This window comes from Streptococcus sp. CF7_Ac1-8, from assembly GCF_024295435.1.
Taxonomy (GTDB): Bacteria; Bacillota; Bacilli; order Lactobacillales; family Streptococcaceae; genus Streptococcus; species Streptococcus mitis_AP.
In genome coordinates, this window is the sequence record NZ_JANCPI010000016.1 from 14,725 (window position 1) to 34,705 (window position 19,981).

Sequence of the window (19,981 nt, forward strand, 5' to 3'; positions counted from 1 at the left end):
AGAAAATGGACAAAAATCCATCATTGGCTAACATTTAGAAGGTTTTTCCATCATAAAAGGGCATATTATTAGGTTTTTAAACACCTGACAATATGCTTTTTTCTAACTTTAAAGACTTTTCCCAATCTTTATTATTCTACTCGCTAAATCTTAAAAAATAGCCATCTGGATCCAAAACTGCAAATTCATGGGGATATATAAAGCTATCTCCTACTCGAAATTCTCTTTTTGTCAGGGGACGATGGATAGGGTAGTCAGCTTCCAGCAGTTTTTGGTGGAGCTGAGGAACATCTGCAATGCCAAAGGAAATATTGACACCGCGCCCGAAAGGATAGGTCAGCTGAGCTAATTCTTCTGCGTTGCCTTCTTCTAACATGAGCTGGCAGTCTTCAAGTGAGAGGAAGAGAAATTTCTCCTCGGGGCGCTCGTATTCGATGGTAAAACCTAGTAAATCGCAGTAGAAGTGGCGCGACTGTTCGAGGTCAGATACCACAAATTCGGGAATGACAGGCTGATAGTCCATTCGTTTTCTCCTTAGAGTTCAATCTCCATGACAATGGGTGTGTGGTCTTGGCGCGCACCGGAGTCAATCATATCAGACTTGGTCACCTTGTCAGCCACGCGGTTACTTGTGAGCCAGTAGTCGATTCTCCAGCCTGTATTGTTGATTTTAGAAGTCTTGCTGCGTTGTGCCCACCAAGTGTAACGTTCAGGGACATCGCCGTGAATATGACGGAAGGTGTCTGTAAATCCAGTTGCCAAGAGGTTGGTAAAGCCAGCACGTTCCTCGTCTGTAAACCCTGGTGAACGGCGGTTGCTGGCAGGATTTGCAAGGTCAATTTCATTGTGGGCTACGTTGTAGTCACCGGTCGCAAGGACTGGTTTTTCTTTGTCTAGTTGAGCCAAGTACTCAGCATATTTGACATCCCAGATTTGGCGTTCTTCCAAGCGTTTGAGTCCATCACCAGCATTTGGTGTGTAAACTTGGGTCACGAAAAATTCATCAAATTCCAAGGTGATGATGCGACCTTCCAAGTCCATGGTAGAAGGAGCACCGATTTCTGGGAAAGTGACAGTGGGTGTGAGTTCTTTCTTATAAAGGAACATGGTTCCAGCATAGCCTTTACGGGCAGGCTCTTGGGAAGAGCGCCACGTGTTTTCGTAGCCTGGGAAGAGTTCTTCTAAAATTTCCAAATGTTTCTTTGTAGGACCCTTGGCAGAAAGCTTGGTTTCTTGGATAGCGATAATATCAGCATTTTCTGCCACAAGGGTTTGTAGGACTTCTTGGGACAATTTGGCACGAGCTGAGTCACTAGTTAGGGCTGCGTTAAGGGAATCAATATTCCATGAGATAAGTTTCATAAAGTTACCTTTTTCATTCAGATTATAGATTTTATTATACCAAAAAAAGGTCTATTTCCCCAACGTATGGCTTGAAAAATCACTCTCTTTCGTTTATAATGAAGAATGATTTTATGAAAGGGAGTGAAAATAAATGAAATTTTACTCATATGACTATGTACTTAGCCAAATCAGTCAGCAAAATGGCATCATGATTGGCTTTGGGATTGTGCTCCTAGCTATCACAGGATTTTTTGCTTTTAAGGCTTATCGAGATAAAAAGGGGACTAAGTTTCGGGAATTGGTCATGATTTTGGCCTTGACCTTGGTAGCCATGCTTTTGGTGACAATTTCAAAATACCAGACCAATCAAGCCTCTAACAATCAATTTCAAACTTCACTTCATTTTATAGAGGTTGTTTCCAAAGACTTGGGGGTGGATAAATCAGAAGTTTACGTTAATACTTCAGCTGCCACTGATGGAGCGCTTGTCAAGGTAGGTCCAAATTTCTACCGCGCCATGAACGGGAGCCAACCAGACAAGTATCTTTTAGAGAAATTAGAATTGAATCAAACAGACGCTATTGAATTGGTGGAGGTAAACAAATGACACTCAACTATATGGAAATTTTAATCAAACTGGCCTTGGGTCTATTCTCGCTGGTTTTCGTGATCAATGTGACAGGAAAAGGAAACCTAGCACCTAACTCTGCGACAGACCAAATTCAAAACTATGTTCTCGGTGGTATCATCGGTGGGGTAATTTACAATAGTTCAATCAGTATTCTCCAGTATGCAGTGATTTTGATGATGTGGACGATTTTGGTCTTGACCCTCAAATGGCTCAATAACAATGTTCGTTTTGTCAAACGCTTGATTGATGGTAAACCGACTCTGCTCATCAAAAATGGGCAGATTGACCCAGAAGCCTGTCGTTCAGTTGGTTTGTCTGCGGCAGATGTTGCTCTCAAACTTCGTAGCCAAGGGATTTTCCAGATGAAGCAAGTTAAACGAGCTGTGCAGGAGCAAAATGGCCAACTCATCGTGGTCCAAATGGGAGATGAAAATCCTAAGTATCCAGTTGTGACTGACGGTGTGATCCAAGTAGATGTTTTGGAATCGATTGGTCGTAGCGAAGAGTGGTTGCTTGATAACCTCAGCAAACAAGGGCATGACAATGTAGCCAATATCTTTATCGCTGAGTATGACAAGGGTGTCGTCTCAGTCGTAACCTATGAATAAGAAAAACCTGGGGTCTTGGCCTCAGGTTTCAATTTGCAATCAGAAAGGGATTTTATGTCCATTATTCAAAAACTTTGGTGGTTTTTCAAGTTAGAAAAACGCCGTTATCTAGTCGGGATTGTGGCCCTGGTCTTGGTTTCCGTCCTCAACCTCATTCCCCCCATGGTTATGGGGCGGGTCATTGATGCTATCACATCGGGGCAATTAACCCAGCAGGACCTCCTTCTTGACCTATTTTATTTGCTTCTTGCTGCCTTTGGGATGTATTATCTGCGCTATGTTTGGCGCATGTATATCCTCGGGACTTCCTACCGTTTGGGGCAGATTATGCGTTCTCGCTTGTTTGAGCATTTCACAAAAATGTCTCCAGCCTTTTATCAGACCTATCGGACAGGGGACCTGATGGCGCATGCCACCAACGATATCAATGCCTTAACTCGTCTGGCGGGTGGAGGAGTCATGTCTGCGGTGGATGCTTCAATCACAGCTTTAGTGACCTTGCTAACCATGCTTTTTAGCATCTCATGGCAAATGACCCTAGTTGCCATTTTACCCTTACCTTTCATGGCTTATGCGACCAGTCGTTTGGGAAGAAAGACTCACAAGGCCTTTGGTGAATCACAGGCTGCCTTTTCTGAACTCAATAACAAGGTGCAGGAGTCCGTATCAGGTATCAAAGTGACCAAGTCTTTCGGTTATCAGGCGGACGAGTTGGAGTCCTTTCAGGCAGTCAATGAATTGACCTTCCAAAAGAACCTCCAAACCATGAAATACGATAGTCTCTTTGACCCTATGGTTCTCTTGTTTGTTGGTTCATCCTATGTTTTAACGCTTTTGGTAGGCTCCTTGATGGTTCAGGAGGGGCAGATTACGGTTGGTAATCTAGTTACCTTCATCAGCTACTTGGATATGTTGGTCTGGCCTCTTATGGCCATCGGTTTCCTCTTTAATATTACCCAGCGAGGGAAGGTTTCTTACCAACGGATTGAGGAACTTTTGTCTCAGGAATCACCTGTACAAGACCCAGAGTTTCCATTAGATGGTATTGAAAATGGATGCTTGGAGTACGCCATTGACAGCTTTGCCTTTGAAGATGATGAAACATTGACGGATATTCACTTTAGTTTGGAAAAAGGGCAAACATTGGGTTTGGTCGGACAGACAGGCTCTGGGAAAACGTCCTTGATCAAGCTCCTCTTGCGTGAATACGATGTGGACAAGGGAGCCATTTATCTAAATGGTCACGATATAAGGGATTATCGTCTGACAGACCTTCGTAGTCTTATGGGCTATGTTCCTCAGGACCAGTTTCTCTTTGCGACCTCTATCTTAGACAATATCCGCTTTGGAAATCCGAACTTGCCCCTTTCAGCGGTTGAGGAAGCGACTAAGCTAGCCCAAGTTTACCAAGATATTGTAGCTATGCCCCAAGGATTTAATACGCTGATTGGTGAAAAGGGTGTCAGTCTTTCTGGTGGTCAAAAGCAACGTCTGGCTATGAGTCGAGCTATGATTTTAGACCCAGATATTTTGATTTTAGATGATTCCTTATCGGCCGTGGATGCCAAGACAGAGTATGCAATTATCGACAATCTCAAGGAAACACGTCAGGACAAGACAACCATTATCACAGCGCATCGCCTCAGTGCGGTTGTCCATGCAGATCTGATCTTGGTTCTGCAAAATGGTCAAATTATCGAACGGGGTACACACGATGACCTGCTAGCCTTGGATGGCTGGTATGCCCAAACCTATCAGTCTCAGCAGTTGGAAATGAAAGGAGAAGAAGATGCAGAATAAACAAGAACAATGGGCTGTATTGAAGCGCTTGATGTCCTATCTCAAGCCCTATGGACTCCTGACCTTTTTGGCACTAAGCTTTCTACTAGCGACTACGGTCATTAAAAGTGTCATTCCCCTTGTGGCCTCCCACTTTATCGACCAGTATCTCAGCAATCTCAACCAACTCGCTGTGACCGTTTTGCTGGCCTACTATGGCCTTTATATCCTACAAACTCTGGTCCAGTATGTCGGCAATCTTCTCTTTGCGCGCGTGTCTTACAGTATTGTTAGGGATATTCGTCGCGATGCCTTTGCCAATATGGAGAAGCTGGGCATGTCTTACTTTGACAAGACGCCATCAGGCTCTATCGTCTCGCGTTTGACAAATGACACCGAGACTATCAGTGATATGTTTTCGGGGATTTTATCTAGCTTTATTTCAGCAGTTTTTATCTTTCTGACAACTCTTTATACCATGTTGGTATTGGATTTTCGTTTGACAGCATTAGTCTTGCTCTTTCTCCCCTTGATTTTCATTTTGGTCAATCTCTATCGGAAAAAATCAGTGAAAATCATTGAGAAAACCAGAAGTCTCTTGTCAGATATCAATAGCAAGCTGGCTGAAAATATCGAAGGAATCAGGATTATCCAGGCCTTTAATCAAGAGAAGCGCCTGCAGGCAGAATTTGATGAAATCAACCAAGAACACTTGATCTACGCCAACCGTTCTGTAGCCTTGGATGCCCTCTTTTTGCGCCCTGCCATGAGTTTGTTGAAACTCCTAGGATATGCAGTTTTAATGGCCTATTTTGGCTACCGTGGATTTTATTTGGGAATAACAGCAGGGACCATGTATGCCTTTATCCAGTATATCAATCGTCTCTTTGATCCCCTGATTGAAGTGACGCAAAATTTTTCGACCCTTCAAACTTCCATGGTGTCTGCAGGTCGTGTATTTGCCTTGATTGACGAGAGGACCTATGAGCCTCTTCAAGAAAATGGACAGGCCGAGATCAAAGAAGGCAATATCCGTTTTGAACATGTATGTTTCTCTTATGATGGAAAACATCCGATTCTGGATGACATTTCTTTTTCTGTTAACAAGGGTGAAACCATTGCTTTTGTGGGGCATACAGGTTCAGGGAAATCTTCGATTATCAATGTCCTCATGCGTTTTTATGAATTTCAGTCAGGGCGAGTTCTATTGGATGATGTGGATATCAGGAACTACAGTCAGGAAGAGTTGAGAAAAAACATCGGTCTGGTCTTGCAGGATCCCTTCCTCTATCATGGAACCATCAAGTCCAATATCGCCATGTACCAAGAAATCAGTGATGAGCAGGTAAAGGACGCAGCTAGCTTCGTGGATGCAGATTCCTTTATTCAAGAACTTCCTCAGGGATATGATGCACCTGTTTCCGAGCGTGGTTCGAGCTTCTCTACTGGTCAGCGTCAGCTTCTTGCCTTTGCTAGAACAGTCGCCAGTCAGCCTAAAATCTTGATTTTGGATGAAGCGACAGCTAATATTGACTCTGAAACAGAAAGTCTGGTTCAAGCTTCTCTGGCTAAGATGAGACAGGGGCGGACGACCATTGCTATCGCTCACCGCCTTTCTACCATCCAGGATGCCAACTGTATATACGTTTTGGATAAGGGGCGAATTATCGAGAGTGGAACCCATGAGGAACTCTTGGCTCTAGGAGGAACCTATCACAAGATGTATAGTTTGCAGGCGGGTGCTATGTCCTAATACTCTTTGAAAGTCTATTCAAGCTATGTCAGCTTTATCTGCAACCTAAAAGCTGTACTTTTATTTTCATTGAGTGTAAGAATGAAATCCTTCAAATTACAGATTTCTTTCACCGCCTTTTCCATTTTGTGGTATAATGAAAAATGTTGACAAATAGTATAGTAAAAACAAAGGAGAAACAGCATGCTGAAATGGGAAGACTTGCCCGTGGAAATGAAATCAAGCGAGGTTGAGTCTTACTACCAGCTTGTCTCTAAAAGGAAGGGTTCGCTAATTTTCAAGCGTTGCTTGGACTGGGTTCTAGCCTTGGTCGTACTGGTTTTGACCTCTCCAATCTTCCTCATCTTGAGTATTTGGATCAAGTTGGATAGCAAGGGGCCAGTCATTTACAAGCAAGAGCGCGTGACCCAGTATAACCGTCGGTTCAAGATTTGGAAGTTCCGTACCATGGTAACGGATGCAGACAAAAAAGGAAGTTTGGTGACTTCTGCTAATGATAGTCGCATTACCAAGGTTGGCAATTTTATCCGCCGTGTGCGTTTGGACGAACTGCCTCAACTGGTCAATGTTCTTAAAGGCGAAATGTCCTTTGTAGGTACACGACCTGAAGTGCCACGCTACACAGAGCAGTATAGCCCTGAAATGATGGCGACCTTGCTCTTGCCAGCAGGGATTACCTCTCCAGCTAGCATCAACTACAAGGATGAGGACACTATCATCAGTCAAATGACGGAGAAAGGTCTGTCGGTTGACCAAGCCTATGTCGAACACGTCCTTCCTGAAAAGATGCGCTATAACCTCGCCTATCTCCGAGAGTTTAGTTTCCTTGGAGACATTAAAATCATGTTTCAAACCGTGTTTGAAGTGATAAAATAAAGTAGTCATGAGAAAATGAGTACAGATAAAAGGAGCAAATCAATGCCAAATTACAATATTCCATTTTCACCACCCGATATTACGGAAGCAGAAATTGCTGAAGTAGCGGATACCCTGCGTTCTGGTTGGATCACAACAGGTCCTAAGACAAAAGAACTGGAGCGCCGCTTGTCTCAATACACACAGACACCCAAGACTGTCTGCCTAAACTCTGCGACTGCCGCTCTTGAGTTGATTTTGCGCGTCTTGGAAGTTGGGCCTGGTGATGAAGTCATCGTTCCAGCCATGACCTATACAGCTTCATGTAGTGTCATCACTCACGTGGGAGCAACACCAGTCATGGTTGATATCCAAGAAGATACCTTTGAGATGGACTATGATCTGCTAGAGCAAGCTATCACTGAAAAGACCAAGGTAATCATTCCAGTAGAGCTTGCAGGGATTGTTTGCGACTATGACCGTTTGTTCCAAGTAGTGGAGAAGAAACGTGACCTCTTTACTGCTTCAAGCAAGTGGCAAAAAGCCTTTAACCGTATCGTGATTGTTTCTGATAGTGCTCATGCTTTGGGATCTACTTATAAAGGACAGCCAGCTGGTTCTATTGCTGACTTTACTTCCTTCTCATTCCACGCCGTTAAGAACTTTACAACGGCCGAAGGTGGAAGTGCCACTTGGAAAGCCAATCCAGCGATTGACGACGAAGAAATGTACAAGGATTTCCAAATCCTTTCTCTTCACGGGCAAACTAAGGATGCTCTTGCCAAGATGCAATTGGGTTCATGGGAATACGATATCGTAACACCAGCCTACAAGTGCAACATGACCGATATCATGGCATCGCTTGGTTTGGTACAATTGGACCGCTACCCAAGTTTATTGCAACGTCGTAAGGACATCGTGGACCGTTATGATCGTGGTTTTGCAGGTTCTCGCATCCATCCTTTAGCACACAAGACTGAAACCGTCGAATCTTCACGCCACCTCTACATTACCCATATAGAAGGAGCAAGCTTAGAAGAACGCAATCTTATCATCCAAGAATTGGCCAAAGCAGGAATTGCAAGTAACGTCCATTACAAACCGCTTCCTCTGCTAACAGCCTATAAGAATCTTGGTTTTGATATGGCGAACTATCCTAAGGCCTATGCCTTCTTTGAAAATGAAATTACCCTTCCTCTTCACACTAAATTAAGTGATGAAGAAGTGGATTATATCATTGAGACTTTCAAAACAGTTTCTGAAAAAGTGCTAACTTTATCAAAAAAATGACAAACTACAGTCAAGTAATAGTGATTCTGTTTCTAAAAAGTCTAATTGAGTGTAAAACTGTTGTTTTCAATTGAAAGTCCTATAGTAAAATGAAATAAAAACAGGACAAATTAATCAGGATAGTCAAATTAATTTCTAGCAATATTTTAGAAGCAAAGGTGTACTCTTATAGTTTCAATATACTGTATGGTTTGAAATGAGATGTGAGCAATTTGGTGTAGCATTTAGAATTTTTATTAGGCATCATTTAGAAAATGTAGTGTCTTGTTCTAGTTTTCAATTCACCCTATTTTTTGAAAGACGCGAGTTTCCACGAATGAGGTTGTGGAAACTCGCGTCTTTCTTTTTTGTTTTCAGAATATTGTTCAAAGTTTTGAGACTATTTTTCATGTTCTAGTCATTCTTTTGAAATAATCTATAAAACACGTGTCTACAATGATCTATATGTCCTATTCCAGTATTTTAGAAGAACTGCGTCTATTTTTATAGAGCTTGAATCTAGCTTTTATAGAAAATCTATTTAAGAAATATATTGTATTGTTTTGATTTCAATCCGCTATATGAACGATATTCATGTAAATATACCTGGTGAATGCTTGCATGACAAGATATTTGTTCTTGTATTTATAAATTAGTATTTTACGAGATATCAACATGCTTTAAATACAGTGAATAGGATATTTTTATGTTCAAGCTAAGAAAGATAGTAATCACTTTTGAATGGAAGGTTAAAGAATTATTAGAAGTATGGTTAGATATATAAATGGTCACGCTTTCACAATTTTGATATTTTATTGTGTTATTCCTTGACAATTTTGATTTAAAAATATATTATAAAGAAAATGACAGCGGTGTCATTTTCTGGTATGGAATTTATATGAATATTAAATTAGGACATAATATTTTTAATTGGAGGCTAATATGAAATCTTTTCAACAAAATGAGGTTTTCTCTATTCGTAAGTCTAAGGTGGGAGTTTGCTCAGTTCTCTTAGCGGTTTTATTTATTGGAACACAAAGTGTTTTAGCTAATGAAGTAGTTGGTGAAACTTCTTCGTCTAAAGATAATATGCAAATGAACTCTTTGTTGAGTAGCACATCTACATCATTATCTGCGGAACCCCATTCTGATACTCTCAGTCTTGATAACAATTCAAGTTTAAGTACTGATAATAATGGAGGAGTGAGTATTAATCAAAATAAACCTGATATAACAAATGATACTATGATTGGTAACATCTCTGGGATGGAAGTGAATACTATTTTAAGTACTAATCTGAACGAACACGTAGCTTTGAATGTTAAAGATTATGGAGCAATAGGTGACGGGGTTAATGATGATCGTCAAGCAATTCAAGATACAATAGATGCTGCAGCTAAAGGACTAGGCGGAGGAAATGTATATTTTCCTGAAGGAACTTATTTAGTAAAAGAAATTGTTTTTTTAAAAAGTCATACACACTTAGAATTGAATGAGAAAGCTACAATTCTAAATGGTATAAATATTAAGAATCACCCTTCTATTGTTTTTATGACAGGTTTATTTACGGATGATGGTGCGCAAGTAGAATGGGGCCCAACAGAAGATATTAGTTATTCTGGTGGTACTATTGATATGAACGGTGCTTTGAATGAAGAAGGAACTAAAGCAAAAAATCTACCACTTATAAATTCTTCAGGTGCATTTGCTATTGGGAATTCAAATAACGTAACTATAAAAAACGTAACATTCAAGGATAGTTATCAAGGGCATGCTATTCAAATTGCAGGTTCGAAAAATGTATTAGTCGATAATTCTCGTTTTCTTGGTCAAGCTTTACCTAAAACTATGAAAGATGGGCAAATTATAAGTAAGGAGAGTATTCAGATTGAACCATTGACTAGAAAAGGTTTTCCTTATGCTTTGAATGATGATGGGAAAAAATCTGAAAATGTTACTATTCAAAATTCATATTTTGGTAAAAGTGATAAATCTGGAGAATTAGTAACAGCAATTGGTACACACTATCAAACATTGTCGACACAGAACCCCTCTAATATTAAAATTTTAAATAATCATTTTGATAACATGATGTATTCTGGTGTACGTTTTACAGGATTCACTGATATTTTAATTAAAGGAAATAGATTTGATAAGAAAGTAAAAGGAGAAAGTGTACATTATAGAGAAAATGGTGCAGCCTTAATAAATGCTTTTAGTTATAAAAATGTAAAAGATGAACTTGATTTAAATAAGAAAGTCGATATTACTGAAAATACATTTTATATTTCTGATCCTAAAACAAAGGCTATTAGAGTAGCAAAAGATAGTGCAGAATATTTAGGAAAAGTATCAGATATTACTGTAACAAAAAATGTAATTAATAATAATTCTAAGGAAACAGAACAACCAAATATTGAATTATTACGAGTTAGTGATAATTTAGTAGTCTCAGAGAATAGTATATTCGGCGGTAAAGAAGGAATTGTTATTGAGGATTCAAAGGGTAAAATAACCGTTTTAAATAACCAATTTTATAATTTATCCGGTAAGTATATATCATTCATCAAATCTAATGCAAATGGGAAAGAACCAGTTATACGTGATAGCGATGGTAATTTCAATATTGTAACGGAGAATGGGCTTTACAAAATTGTAACAAATAACTTAAGTGATAAAAACGAAAAAGAAAAAAACAAAGAGGAAAAATTTAAAACAAGTTCATATGTGCATGAAAAACAATCTAATTCAAATAATGTAATTGATAGTAACCAGAAGAAAGGAGAGTTTAACTCAAGTAAAGATAATAGACAAATTAATGACAAGATCGACAATAAACAAGATAATAAGATAGAAGAAGTGAACCATAAAAAAGTTGGAGATGGCAGAGAAACTGAAAATCATATTAATAAATCTAAAGAAATAGTAGAGGTAAAACAAAAATTACCAAAGACTGGTTCGAACAAGATTATGGAACTATTCTTAACAGTGACAGGAATTGGTTTACTTTTGACACTAAAAGGGTTGAAGTATTATGGTAAAGATAAATAAAATTTGTTCGATACAAGGAAGTTCCGTAGAAAATGAGGATGCTGTAGGTTCACAAAATCAGTATTTTTGGATTATTGATGGAGCTACAGATTTATATAATTCTAAAGAGGAGATAGGTTATTCAGTCTCAGAAGTTGTACATATTTTATCAGAAAGTTTGTCGGTTAATTGTAAAGAATCAAAAACTCTTAAACAAATATTTGAAACTGCTTTACTAGAGGTTAAAGATGAAATCGGTTTAAACTCATATGAATTAACAGAGTATTATCGCTTACCAACATTTGCTTTTATATTTGCTAAACTTTCAGAAAAAAAGTTGGAGTATATGATGCTAGGTGACTGCGTCATGTTAGTAAACGAAATGGAAATAACTGATCATAGAGTAGATAACTTATTTGAAAAAGGGAAAAATGAGATAAAAGACTCAATTGGTACAAATAGTGTTTTAAATAAAAAAATTATTTTACAAAAAATCAGAAAATTATCTAATCAACCGAGTGGGTACTGGATAGGTTCGTTGGATGAGAGATTTTTAGACCATGCTATTATTAATCAAATAGATGTTACTAGTGAACAAATTGTTTTAATGAGCGATGGCTTTTATGAATTCTATCAAAATAATCAAAATAAAACTTTTGAAGAGTTAATTAAGATGAGATTTAATTCTTCTGCTATTGATCCAATCTATGGAAAGAAAGATGATGCAAGTATTGTAGTTATTGATGTTTGATATATTGTTTAAAATATTAATTGTTACTATTGAACTTTGTTAAGAAGAGGTACCTAAATGTTAAGGTTATATTTAGAAAATGAAATTATAGAATTATCAAATAATTTAGAGACCATTTGGGTATCTGTGCTTGATAAATATGAGAAGTTATTTGAATATTTATCAAATGAAGAACGAATAGAATTGATTAAAGAAGATTTAATCATAAATGAGTCAGTTCTAAATGTTGATAAAAAAGGATATGAGTTAATTTGTTTACAACATCCCGTTTCATATGACTTAAGAAGAATTATTAGTGTAATAAAAATATCAACTGACATTGAACGTATTGGGGATAGAATTGTTGAAATTTTAAAAAATCTACAGATTATTCAAAATAATGAAATTTTGAAGAAAATTATTTCAGAAATAAAAATACTTCATGAAGTTATCGGACTGCATATGAATAGGGCTATATCTTGTTATAGAGAGGAACAATCTGGATGTTTAGATATGGTTGTTATACAAAAACAGAATGAGATAGAAGAGCTTAGTACAAATATTGAAAATAAAATAATGAATTACATATTTGAAGATGATGGGAATGTTTCTGAAGTAATTGGTGCTTTAGATATTATTCATCACCTTGATAAAATTGCTCATACTACGCAATCAATTTATAAATGGATAATGTATAGAAAATATGGGAACATAAATTAGAAAGAAAAATATATGAAAACAATTATTGATAATTTTGTTGATAGAGTAATTGAATACGGAATGTATAATGAAATTGACAAAATATATGTGAAAAATAGAGTACTAGCGTTAATAGGTGAGGAGGGAACTGATCGCATTTCCGATGAAAATGACCTGAAACAAATAAAAGATTACTTAGTGGAAATCGCCTTAAAAAACGGTAAAATTAAAGATTTAATCGAGGAAAAGGAATGTTTAGGAGCAGAGTTAATGAATTTCATAGTTCCTTTACCTAGTCGATTAAATGATATTTTTTGGAGTTCATATGATATATCACCTCAAGAAGCAGTTGAAGAGTTTTATAAGTTAAGTAAAGATAGTGATTATATTAAAACTTCTGCTATTGCTAAGAATATTGAGTTTCGATCATCAACTAAATACGGAGAGCTAGAGATTACGATAAATTTGTCAAAACCCGAAAAAGATCCAAAAACAATTGCTGCTGAAAAATTAGTAAAAGCAACTAATTATCCCAAATGTTTACTATGTATGGAAAATGAAGGATATCAGGGGCGAATAAATTATCCAGCACGTTCGAATCATAGAATTATTCGGTTGAAACTTGGTGACGAAGTATGGGGATTCCAGTATTCTCCCTACTCATATTTTAATGAGCATGCGATATTTTTAAATAGTCAACATGTACCAATGGCTATTACCTCTAAAACATTTGAACAATTATTGGAGATTGTTGATATTTTGCCAGGATATTTTGCTGGTTCAAATTCTGATCTTCCTATCTCAGGAGGCTCCATTCTTAGTCATAACCACTACCAGGGAGGGAAACATATTTTCCCAATGGAAAAAGCAAAATTTGAGAGTGAATTTCGTTTTAAAGACTTTGAGGATGTTAATGCTGGTATTGTAAAATGGCCAATGTCAGTAATTAGGTTACAAAGTGAAAATAAAAATCGATTGTTAGATTTAGCTAATAAAATTCTAAATAAGTGGAGGGAATATTCAGATTTAGAAGTAGACATCATTGCTATGACTGAAGATGTCCCACACCATACGGTGACTCCTATTGCTCGTAAAGTGGACGGGAGATATGAATTAGATATTGTTCTAAGAGATAATCATACTACTGAACAATACCCAGATGGTGTTTTCCATCCTCATCAAGATGTACAACATATTAAAAAGGAAAATATCGGGTTAATCGAAGTGATGGGACTTGCGATATTACCACCTCGTTTGAAACCAGAGTTAGAAGAAGTTGGAAAATATCTTTTAGGAGAGGATAACGCAATTGCGGATTATCATTTAGAATGGGCCGACCAATTGAAAGAAAAATATCCTCGCATTAATAAAGAAGAGGTTAATAGCGTAGTTCAACACGAAGTAGGACAAGTGTTTGCGAGAGTTCTGGAAGATGCAGGAGTTTATAAGAATACACCGTCTGGGCATGAAGCGTTTATGAGATTTGTTAAGTCGGTTGGAATTAATTAGGAGGAAACCCAAATGGCAATATTGGTAACAGGCGGAGCTGGTTATATTGGTAGCCATACCGTAGTAGAATTACTAAATTTAGGAAAGGAAGTCATAATTGTCGACAACCTTTCGAACTCTAGCATCTTGGTGCTAGACCGTATTGAAGCAATTACAGGAATACGTCCCGTGTTTTACGAATTAGATGTTTGTGATAAACAAGCATTGAGAAAGGTATTTGAAAAAGAATCGATTGATGCTGCAATTCATTTTGCAGGTTATAAAGCTGTCGGAGAATCCGTGCAAAAGCCTGTGATGTACTACAAAAATAATATTATGAGTACATTAGCACTTGTTGAAGTGATGTCAGAATTTAATGTTAAAAAGATTGTCTTTTCTTCAAGTGCGACTGTATATGGAATTAACAATCAGTCACCCCTAATTGAGACGATGGAAACAAGTGCGACAAATCCTTATGGGTATACGAAAGTGATGCTTGAACAAATTTTAAAAGATGTTCATGTGGCAGATTCAGAATGGAGTATTGCGTTGCTTCGTTATTTCAATCCAATTGGTGCTCATGAGTCTGGTTTGATTGGGGAAGATCCCTCAGGAATTCCTAACAACTTGATGCCTTATATTGCACAAGTAGCGGTAGGTAAGCTGTCAGAGCTAAGTGTGTTCGGAAATGATTATGATACGCTTGATGGTACTGGTGTGCGTGATTATATCCATGTAGTAGATTTAGCAATAGGACATATAAAAGCTTTAGAAAAAGTATCTGAAAAAACAGATGTTTATATCTATAACCTAGGCTCGGGAGAAGGCACTAGTGTATTACAACTTGTAAATACATTTGAAAGTGTTAATAAGGTCCCTATTCCTTATAAAATAGTTCCAAGACGTTCAGGAGACGTTGCAACTTGTTATGCAAATGCAGACAAAGCATATAAGGAATTAAATTGGAGGACAACAAAATCGATTGAAGACATGTGTAGAGATACATGGAATTGGCAATCAAAAAATCCCAATGGCTATAATTGATGATACTGTCTATATGAGTGCTGTATTTTGGAAAAATTACTTAACCTTTTAATGAAATTCATATTTAATGAAAGATAAATTTTTTTAAAAAATTTTTTGAAAGCGCTTGACAAAGGAAACGGTTTCATTGTATAATGTAAACATAATGACACCGATGTCAAATATAAAAAAGAAGGTCTTTATATGAAAAACTTAACAAAAATTAAGTTCAAAGAGAATGGGGAATTTAATCATTTCCCTGGGAATACAGTTGTAGCAAATCTTTATACTAAACAAGATTTGATGGAAGTTGTTGATATTATTCAATCACGTTATAGAGAATTACCATTTATCGATAAGTTTACTTTAACTCCAAGGAATTCTATTCACATGACTGTAATTGAATTGTTGTGCCATGAAAATCGTGAAACGGAGTTTTGGAGCAGTAATCTTCCTCTAGATACACCTTTACAGGAAATACATGATTACTTTGCTAAACAACTTGAAATTTTTCCATTGTTGGATGAAGAAATTCATATGCGTGTAACTGAAATGGGAAAACAAAACATATTAGTTGAACCTGCAGATGAAGCTTCTGCAAAGAGATTAGAAGAAATTCGTACTTATGTCTCAGAAAAAGCAGGTGTTCGTTTCCCTAATCATGATAGATATCAATTCCATATTTCAATTGGGTATCTTCGAATTCCTTTAACCGAAGAGGAGGAAGAAGAGTTTACTAAAGTCAGAGCAGAATTAACTGAAATTTTATTAGAGAAGATTCCAACTATTACTGTAAATCGTATTGACTATACTGTATTTGAAGATATGAGACAATTTGTTCCATATCACGAAAAATTTAAATAAAATAATAAAAAAGGAGAACTTATCATGAAAAAAATGAAAGTTTGGTCTACTGTACTTGCAACGGGAGTTGCTCTTACTACACTTGCTGCTTGCTCTGGAGGTTCAAATTCTACGACTGCTTCTTCATCTGAAGAAAAAGCTGATAAAAGTCAAGAATTAGTAATCTATTCGAACTCAGTCTCAAATGGTCGTGGTGATTGGCTAACTGCTAAAGCAAAAGAAGCTGGTTTTAATATCAAAATGGTTGATATCCCTGGCGCTCAATTAGCAGACCGTGTTATTGCTGAGAAGAATAATGCAGTTGCAGATATGGTATTTGGAATTGGTGCTGTTGATTCAAATAAAATTAGAGATCAAAAATTACTAGTACAGTACAAGCCTAAATGGTTAGATAAAATTGATCAATCTTTATCAGATAAAGATAATTATTATAATCCTGTGATTGTTCAACCATTAGTTTTAATTGGGGCGCCTGATGTAAAAGAAATGCCTAAAGATTGGACAGAATTAGGTAGTAAGTATAAAGGTAAATATTCAATTTCTGGTCTTCAAGGTGGTACAGGACGTGCAATTCTAGCAAGTATCTTAGTTCGATACCTTGATGATAAAGGTGAATTAGGTGTTTCCGAAAAAGGTTGGGAAGTAGCAAAAGAATATTTGAAAAATGCATACACTCTTCAAAAGGGAGAAAGTTCAATTGTTAAGATGTTAGACAAAGAAGATCCAATACAATATGGAATGATGTGGGGTTCTGGTGCATTAGTTGGACAAAAAGAACAAAATGTTGTTTTCAAAGTTATGACTCCTGAGATCGGTGTACCATTTGTAACTGAACAAACTATGGTTTTAAGCACTAGTAAAAAACAAGCGTTAGCTAAAGAATTTATTGATTGGTTTGGTCAATCAGAAATTCAAGTAGAATATAGTAAGAACTTTGGATCTATTCCTGCAAATAAAGATGCCCTCAAAGATCTACCAGAAGATACTAAGAAATTTGTTGATCAAGTGAAACCACAAAATATTGACTGGGAAGCTGTTGGAAAGCATTTGGATGAATGGGTAGAAAAAGCTGAATTAGAATACGTACAATAAGAAATAAGAGTTAATTTTTATGTCCAAGTCTCTCTATTATTTCTAAATTTATGGAAGAAATAAAGAGAGGCTTTTGGTTTAGTAATAGAGGGAGTTAGTGAGATGATTAAATTTGATAATATTCAAATTAAATATGGTGATTTTGTTGCAATTGATAATCTGAATTTAGATATACATGAAGGGGAATTTTTTACATTTCTTGGGCCTTCAGGATGTGGTAAATCAACTACTTTGAGAGCATTGGTAGGTTTTCTAGATCCATCATCAGGAAGTATTGAAGTTAATGGAACAGATGTCACTCATTTGGAACCTGAAAAGCGTGGAATTGGTATTGTATTTCAATCTTATGCGCTATTTCCAACTATGACTGTTTTTGATAATATTGCATTTGGTTTAAAAGTTAAGAAGGTAGCTCCAGATGTTATTAAAGCTAAAGTATCAGCAGTAGCAGCAAAAATTAAGATCTCTGATCAACAGTTACAGCGTAATGTATCAGAATTATCTGGGGGTCAACAACAAAGGGTAGCATTGGCTCGTGCTCTGGTTCTTGAACCTAAAATTCTTTGTCTAGATGAACCATTGTCAAACCTTGACGCAAAATTACGTGTAGATTTGAGAAAAGAGTTGAAAAGACTTCAAAAAGAGTTAGGTATTACTACTTTATATGTTACTCATGACCAAGAGGAAGCCTTAACTTTATCTGATAGAATTGCAGTCTTTAACAATGGATACATCGAACAGGTCGGTACACCTGTAGAGATTTATCATAATTCTCAAACTGAATTTGTATGTGATTTTATTGGCGATATTAATGTTTTGACCGATGAAACAGTCCACGAAGTATTACTGAAAAATGCAAGCGTTTTCTTAGAAGATAAAAAAGGATACATTCGATTAGAGAAAGTTCGATTCAATCGTGAAACTGAACAAGATTTCATTCTAAAAGGAACAATTATTGATGTTGAGTTTTCTGGAGTTACAATTCACTATACAATAAAAGTTTCTGAAAGTCAGATTCTTAATGTAACAAGTATTGATAGTCAGGCTGCTATTAGATCTGTCGGAGAAAGTGTGGACTTATTTATCACACCATCAGACGTTCTGCAATTTTAAGGAGGTGCAGTATGCGTCATAAATTAAATTTAAAAGATTGGCTTATTCGTTTAGGGTTAATCTGGTTCCTAGTAACATTTATTATTTATCCAAACTTTGATCTAGTAGTGAATGTATTTGTAAAAGGAGGAGAATTTTCCCTTGAAGCTGTACATCGTGTTCTAAAATCTGAGAGGGCACTTCAGAGTATTATGAACAGTTTTAAGTTAGCATTTTCACTCATTATTACAGTTAATGTCGTAGGTATTCTTTGTGTTCTATTTACAGAGTACTTTGATATTAAAGGTGCTAAAATTTTAAAATTAGGCTATATGACCTCTTTAATTTATGGAGGAGTGGTTTTAGCGACTGGATATAAATTTGTCTATGGTCCTTATGGATTGATAACAAAATTTTTACAAAATGTTATCCCTTCTTTAGACCCTAACTGGTTTATTGGGTATGGTGCAGTCTTATTCATTATGACATTTTCAGGAACTGCTAATCATACATTGTTTTTAACAAATACAATTCGAAGCGTTGACTATCACACTATTGAGGCTGCACGAAATATGGGAGCAAAACCATTTACTGTTTTCCGAAAAGTAGTGTTACCAACCTTAATTCCAACTCTATTTGCACTTACTATTATGGTTTTTCTTAGTGGTTTGTCTGCAGTAGCAGCACCCATGATTGTTGGTGGTAAAGGATTTCAAACTATAAATCCAATGATTATTACATTTGCAGGGATGGGGAATTCTCGTGATTTAGCTGCCTTACTTGCAATTATTTTAGGTATTGCAACTACAATTTTGCTTACTATCATGAATAAGATAGAAAAAGGTGGAAATTATATTTCTATCTCTAAGACTAAAGCGCCTCTTAAAAAACAAAAAATTGCATCTAAGCCTTGGAATATCATTGCTCACATTGTAGCATATGGATTGTTCACAGTTTTCATGCTTCCACTAATTTTTATAGTATTATACTCATTTACAGATCCAGTTGCAATTCAAACAGGTAACTTAACATTATCAAACTTTACTTTAGAAAATTATCGCTTATTCTTTAGTAATAGTGCGGCATTCTCTCCATTCTTGGTCAGCTTTATTTATTCTATTATCGCTGCGACAACAGCAACAATTCTCGCAGTTATATTTGCTCGAGTTGTCAGAAAACATAAAGCTCGCTTTGATTTCTTATTTGAATATGGTGCTCTACTTCCTTGGTTACTACCAAGTACACTTTTAGCAGTAAGTTTATTATTTACTTTTAATCAGCCACAATTTCTTGTCTTGAATCAGATTTTGGTAGGTAGTTTGGTAATTCTACTTATTGCATATATAGTTGTAAAAATCCCATTTTCTTATAGAATGGTACGTGCTATTTTATTTAGTGTTGATGATGAGATGGAAGATGCAGCAAGAAGTATGGGTGCTTCACCTTTTTATACTATGATGAAGGTTATCATTCCATTTATTTTACCGGTTGTTCTCTCTGTTATTGCTTTAAACTTTAACTCTTTATTAACTGACTTCGACTTATCTGTATTTCTTTACCATCCATTAGCTCAACCGCTGGGTATAACTATTCGTTCAGCAGGTGATGAAACAGCAACTTCAAATGCTCAAGCACTTGTGTTCGTTTATACTATTGTATTAATGATAATTTCTGGTTCTGTATTATACTTTACTCAGAGACCAGCTAGTAGAAAAAGGAAATAA

At 36.5% G+C, this 19,981-nt stretch carries 17 protein-coding genes; 15 read left to right on the plus strand and 2 right to left on the minus strand.

All coding sequences use genetic code 11. The annotated features are described in order from the left end of the window. Window positions 1-136 precede the first annotated feature (136 nt). A complete protein-coding gene (locus NMM26_RS08335; RefSeq protein ID WP_254754192.1) occupies window positions 137-523 on the minus strand; it encodes a VOC family protein in 387 nt (128 codons plus the stop codon). A gap of 11 nt (window positions 524-534) precedes the next feature. Continuing rightward, a complete protein-coding gene (locus NMM26_RS08340; RefSeq protein WP_254754193.1) occupies window positions 535-1,362 on the minus strand; it encodes an exodeoxyribonuclease III in 828 nt (275 codons plus the stop codon). Between the two features lie 133 nt (window positions 1,363-1,495). Between NMM26_RS08340 and NMM26_RS08345 the strand changes: the two genes are divergently transcribed. The 15 genes from NMM26_RS08345 to NMM26_RS08415 all read left to right on the plus strand — a co-directional run bounded on the left by NMM26_RS08345 (window position 1,496) and on the right by NMM26_RS08415 (window position 19,981). Continuing rightward, complete coding sequence (locus NMM26_RS08345) at window positions 1,496-1,951, plus strand: DUF3290 family protein (protein WP_000675332.1); 456 nt, start codon at window positions 1,496-1,498, stop codon at window positions 1,949-1,951. Next, a complete protein-coding gene (locus NMM26_RS08350) occupies window positions 1,948-2,583 on the plus strand; it encodes a DUF421 domain-containing protein (RefSeq protein WP_254754194.1) in 636 nt (211 codons plus the stop codon). The genes NMM26_RS08345 and NMM26_RS08350 overlap by 4 nt, the downstream gene beginning before the upstream one ends. Window positions 2,584-2,637: 54 nt before the next feature. Continuing rightward, window positions 2,638-4,383 carry an ABC transporter ATP-binding protein gene (locus NMM26_RS08355; protein ID WP_254754195.1) on the plus strand — a complete coding sequence of 582 codons (1,746 nt, stop codon included), beginning with the start codon at window positions 2,638-2,640 and terminating at the stop codon, window positions 4,381-4,383. After that, entirely contained in the window at window positions 4,373-6,115 is a 1,743-nt protein-coding gene (locus tag NMM26_RS08360) for an ABC transporter ATP-binding protein (protein WP_254754196.1), read from the plus strand. Before NMM26_RS08355 ends, NMM26_RS08360 begins: the two co-directional genes overlap by 11 nt. A gap of 183 nt (window positions 6,116-6,298) precedes the next feature. Beyond that, window positions 6,299-6,991 carry a sugar transferase gene (locus NMM26_RS08365; protein ID WP_254754197.1) on the plus strand — a complete coding sequence of 231 codons (693 nt, stop codon included), beginning with the start codon at window positions 6,299-6,301 and terminating at the stop codon, window positions 6,989-6,991. A gap of 42 nt (window positions 6,992-7,033) precedes the next feature. Then, window positions 7,034-8,260, plus strand: coding sequence for a DegT/DnrJ/EryC1/StrS aminotransferase family protein (locus tag NMM26_RS08370; RefSeq protein ID WP_254754198.1), 1,227 nt, complete (start codon window positions 7,034-7,036; stop codon window positions 8,258-8,260). A 921-nt stretch (window positions 8,261-9,181) separates the two neighbouring features. Beyond that, window positions 9,182-11,290, plus strand: a complete 2,109-nt coding sequence (locus NMM26_RS08375; protein ID WP_254754199.1) for a glycosyl hydrolase family 28-related protein — start codon at window positions 9,182-9,184, stop codon at window positions 11,288-11,290. Then, on the plus strand, window positions 11,274-12,020 hold the full coding sequence (locus tag NMM26_RS08380) for a protein phosphatase 2C domain-containing protein (protein WP_000239018.1): 747 nt from the start codon (window positions 11,274-11,276) through the stop codon (window positions 12,018-12,020). The genes NMM26_RS08375 and NMM26_RS08380 overlap by 17 nt, the downstream gene beginning before the upstream one ends. Before the next feature lie 57 nt (window positions 12,021-12,077). Continuing rightward, window positions 12,078-12,719: a phosphate uptake regulator PhoU gene (locus NMM26_RS08385; RefSeq protein WP_000945328.1), complete on the plus strand. Its 642-nt coding sequence runs from the start codon at window positions 12,078-12,080 to the stop codon at window positions 12,717-12,719. Window positions 12,720-12,731: 12 nt separating this feature from the next. Then, window positions 12,732-14,207: a UDP-glucose--hexose-1-phosphate uridylyltransferase gene (galT, locus tag NMM26_RS08390; RefSeq protein WP_000848808.1), complete on the plus strand. Its 1,476-nt coding sequence runs from the start codon at window positions 12,732-12,734 to the stop codon at window positions 14,205-14,207. Between the two features lie 12 nt (window positions 14,208-14,219). Next, on the plus strand, window positions 14,220-15,230 hold the full coding sequence (galE, locus tag NMM26_RS08395) for a UDP-glucose 4-epimerase GalE (RefSeq protein WP_061743800.1): 1,011 nt from the start codon (window positions 14,220-14,222) through the stop codon (window positions 15,228-15,230). A gap of 183 nt (window positions 15,231-15,413) precedes the next feature. Further along, on the plus strand, window positions 15,414-16,073 hold the full coding sequence (locus NMM26_RS08400; RefSeq protein ID WP_000793811.1) for a DUF1868 domain-containing protein: 660 nt from the start codon (window positions 15,414-15,416) through the stop codon (window positions 16,071-16,073). A gap of 24 nt (window positions 16,074-16,097) precedes the next feature. Next, window positions 16,098-17,165, plus strand: a complete 1,068-nt coding sequence (locus NMM26_RS08405; RefSeq protein WP_000738377.1) for an extracellular solute-binding protein — start codon at window positions 16,098-16,100, stop codon at window positions 17,163-17,165. Between the two features lie 102 nt (window positions 17,166-17,267). Beyond that, on the plus strand, window positions 17,268-18,278 hold the full coding sequence (locus NMM26_RS08410; protein WP_000589137.1) for an ABC transporter ATP-binding protein: 1,011 nt from the start codon (window positions 17,268-17,270) through the stop codon (window positions 18,276-18,278). A gap of 11 nt (window positions 18,279-18,289) precedes the next feature. Continuing rightward, entirely contained in the window at window positions 18,290-19,981 is a 1,692-nt protein-coding gene (locus NMM26_RS08415; RefSeq protein WP_023943877.1) for an iron ABC transporter permease, read from the plus strand.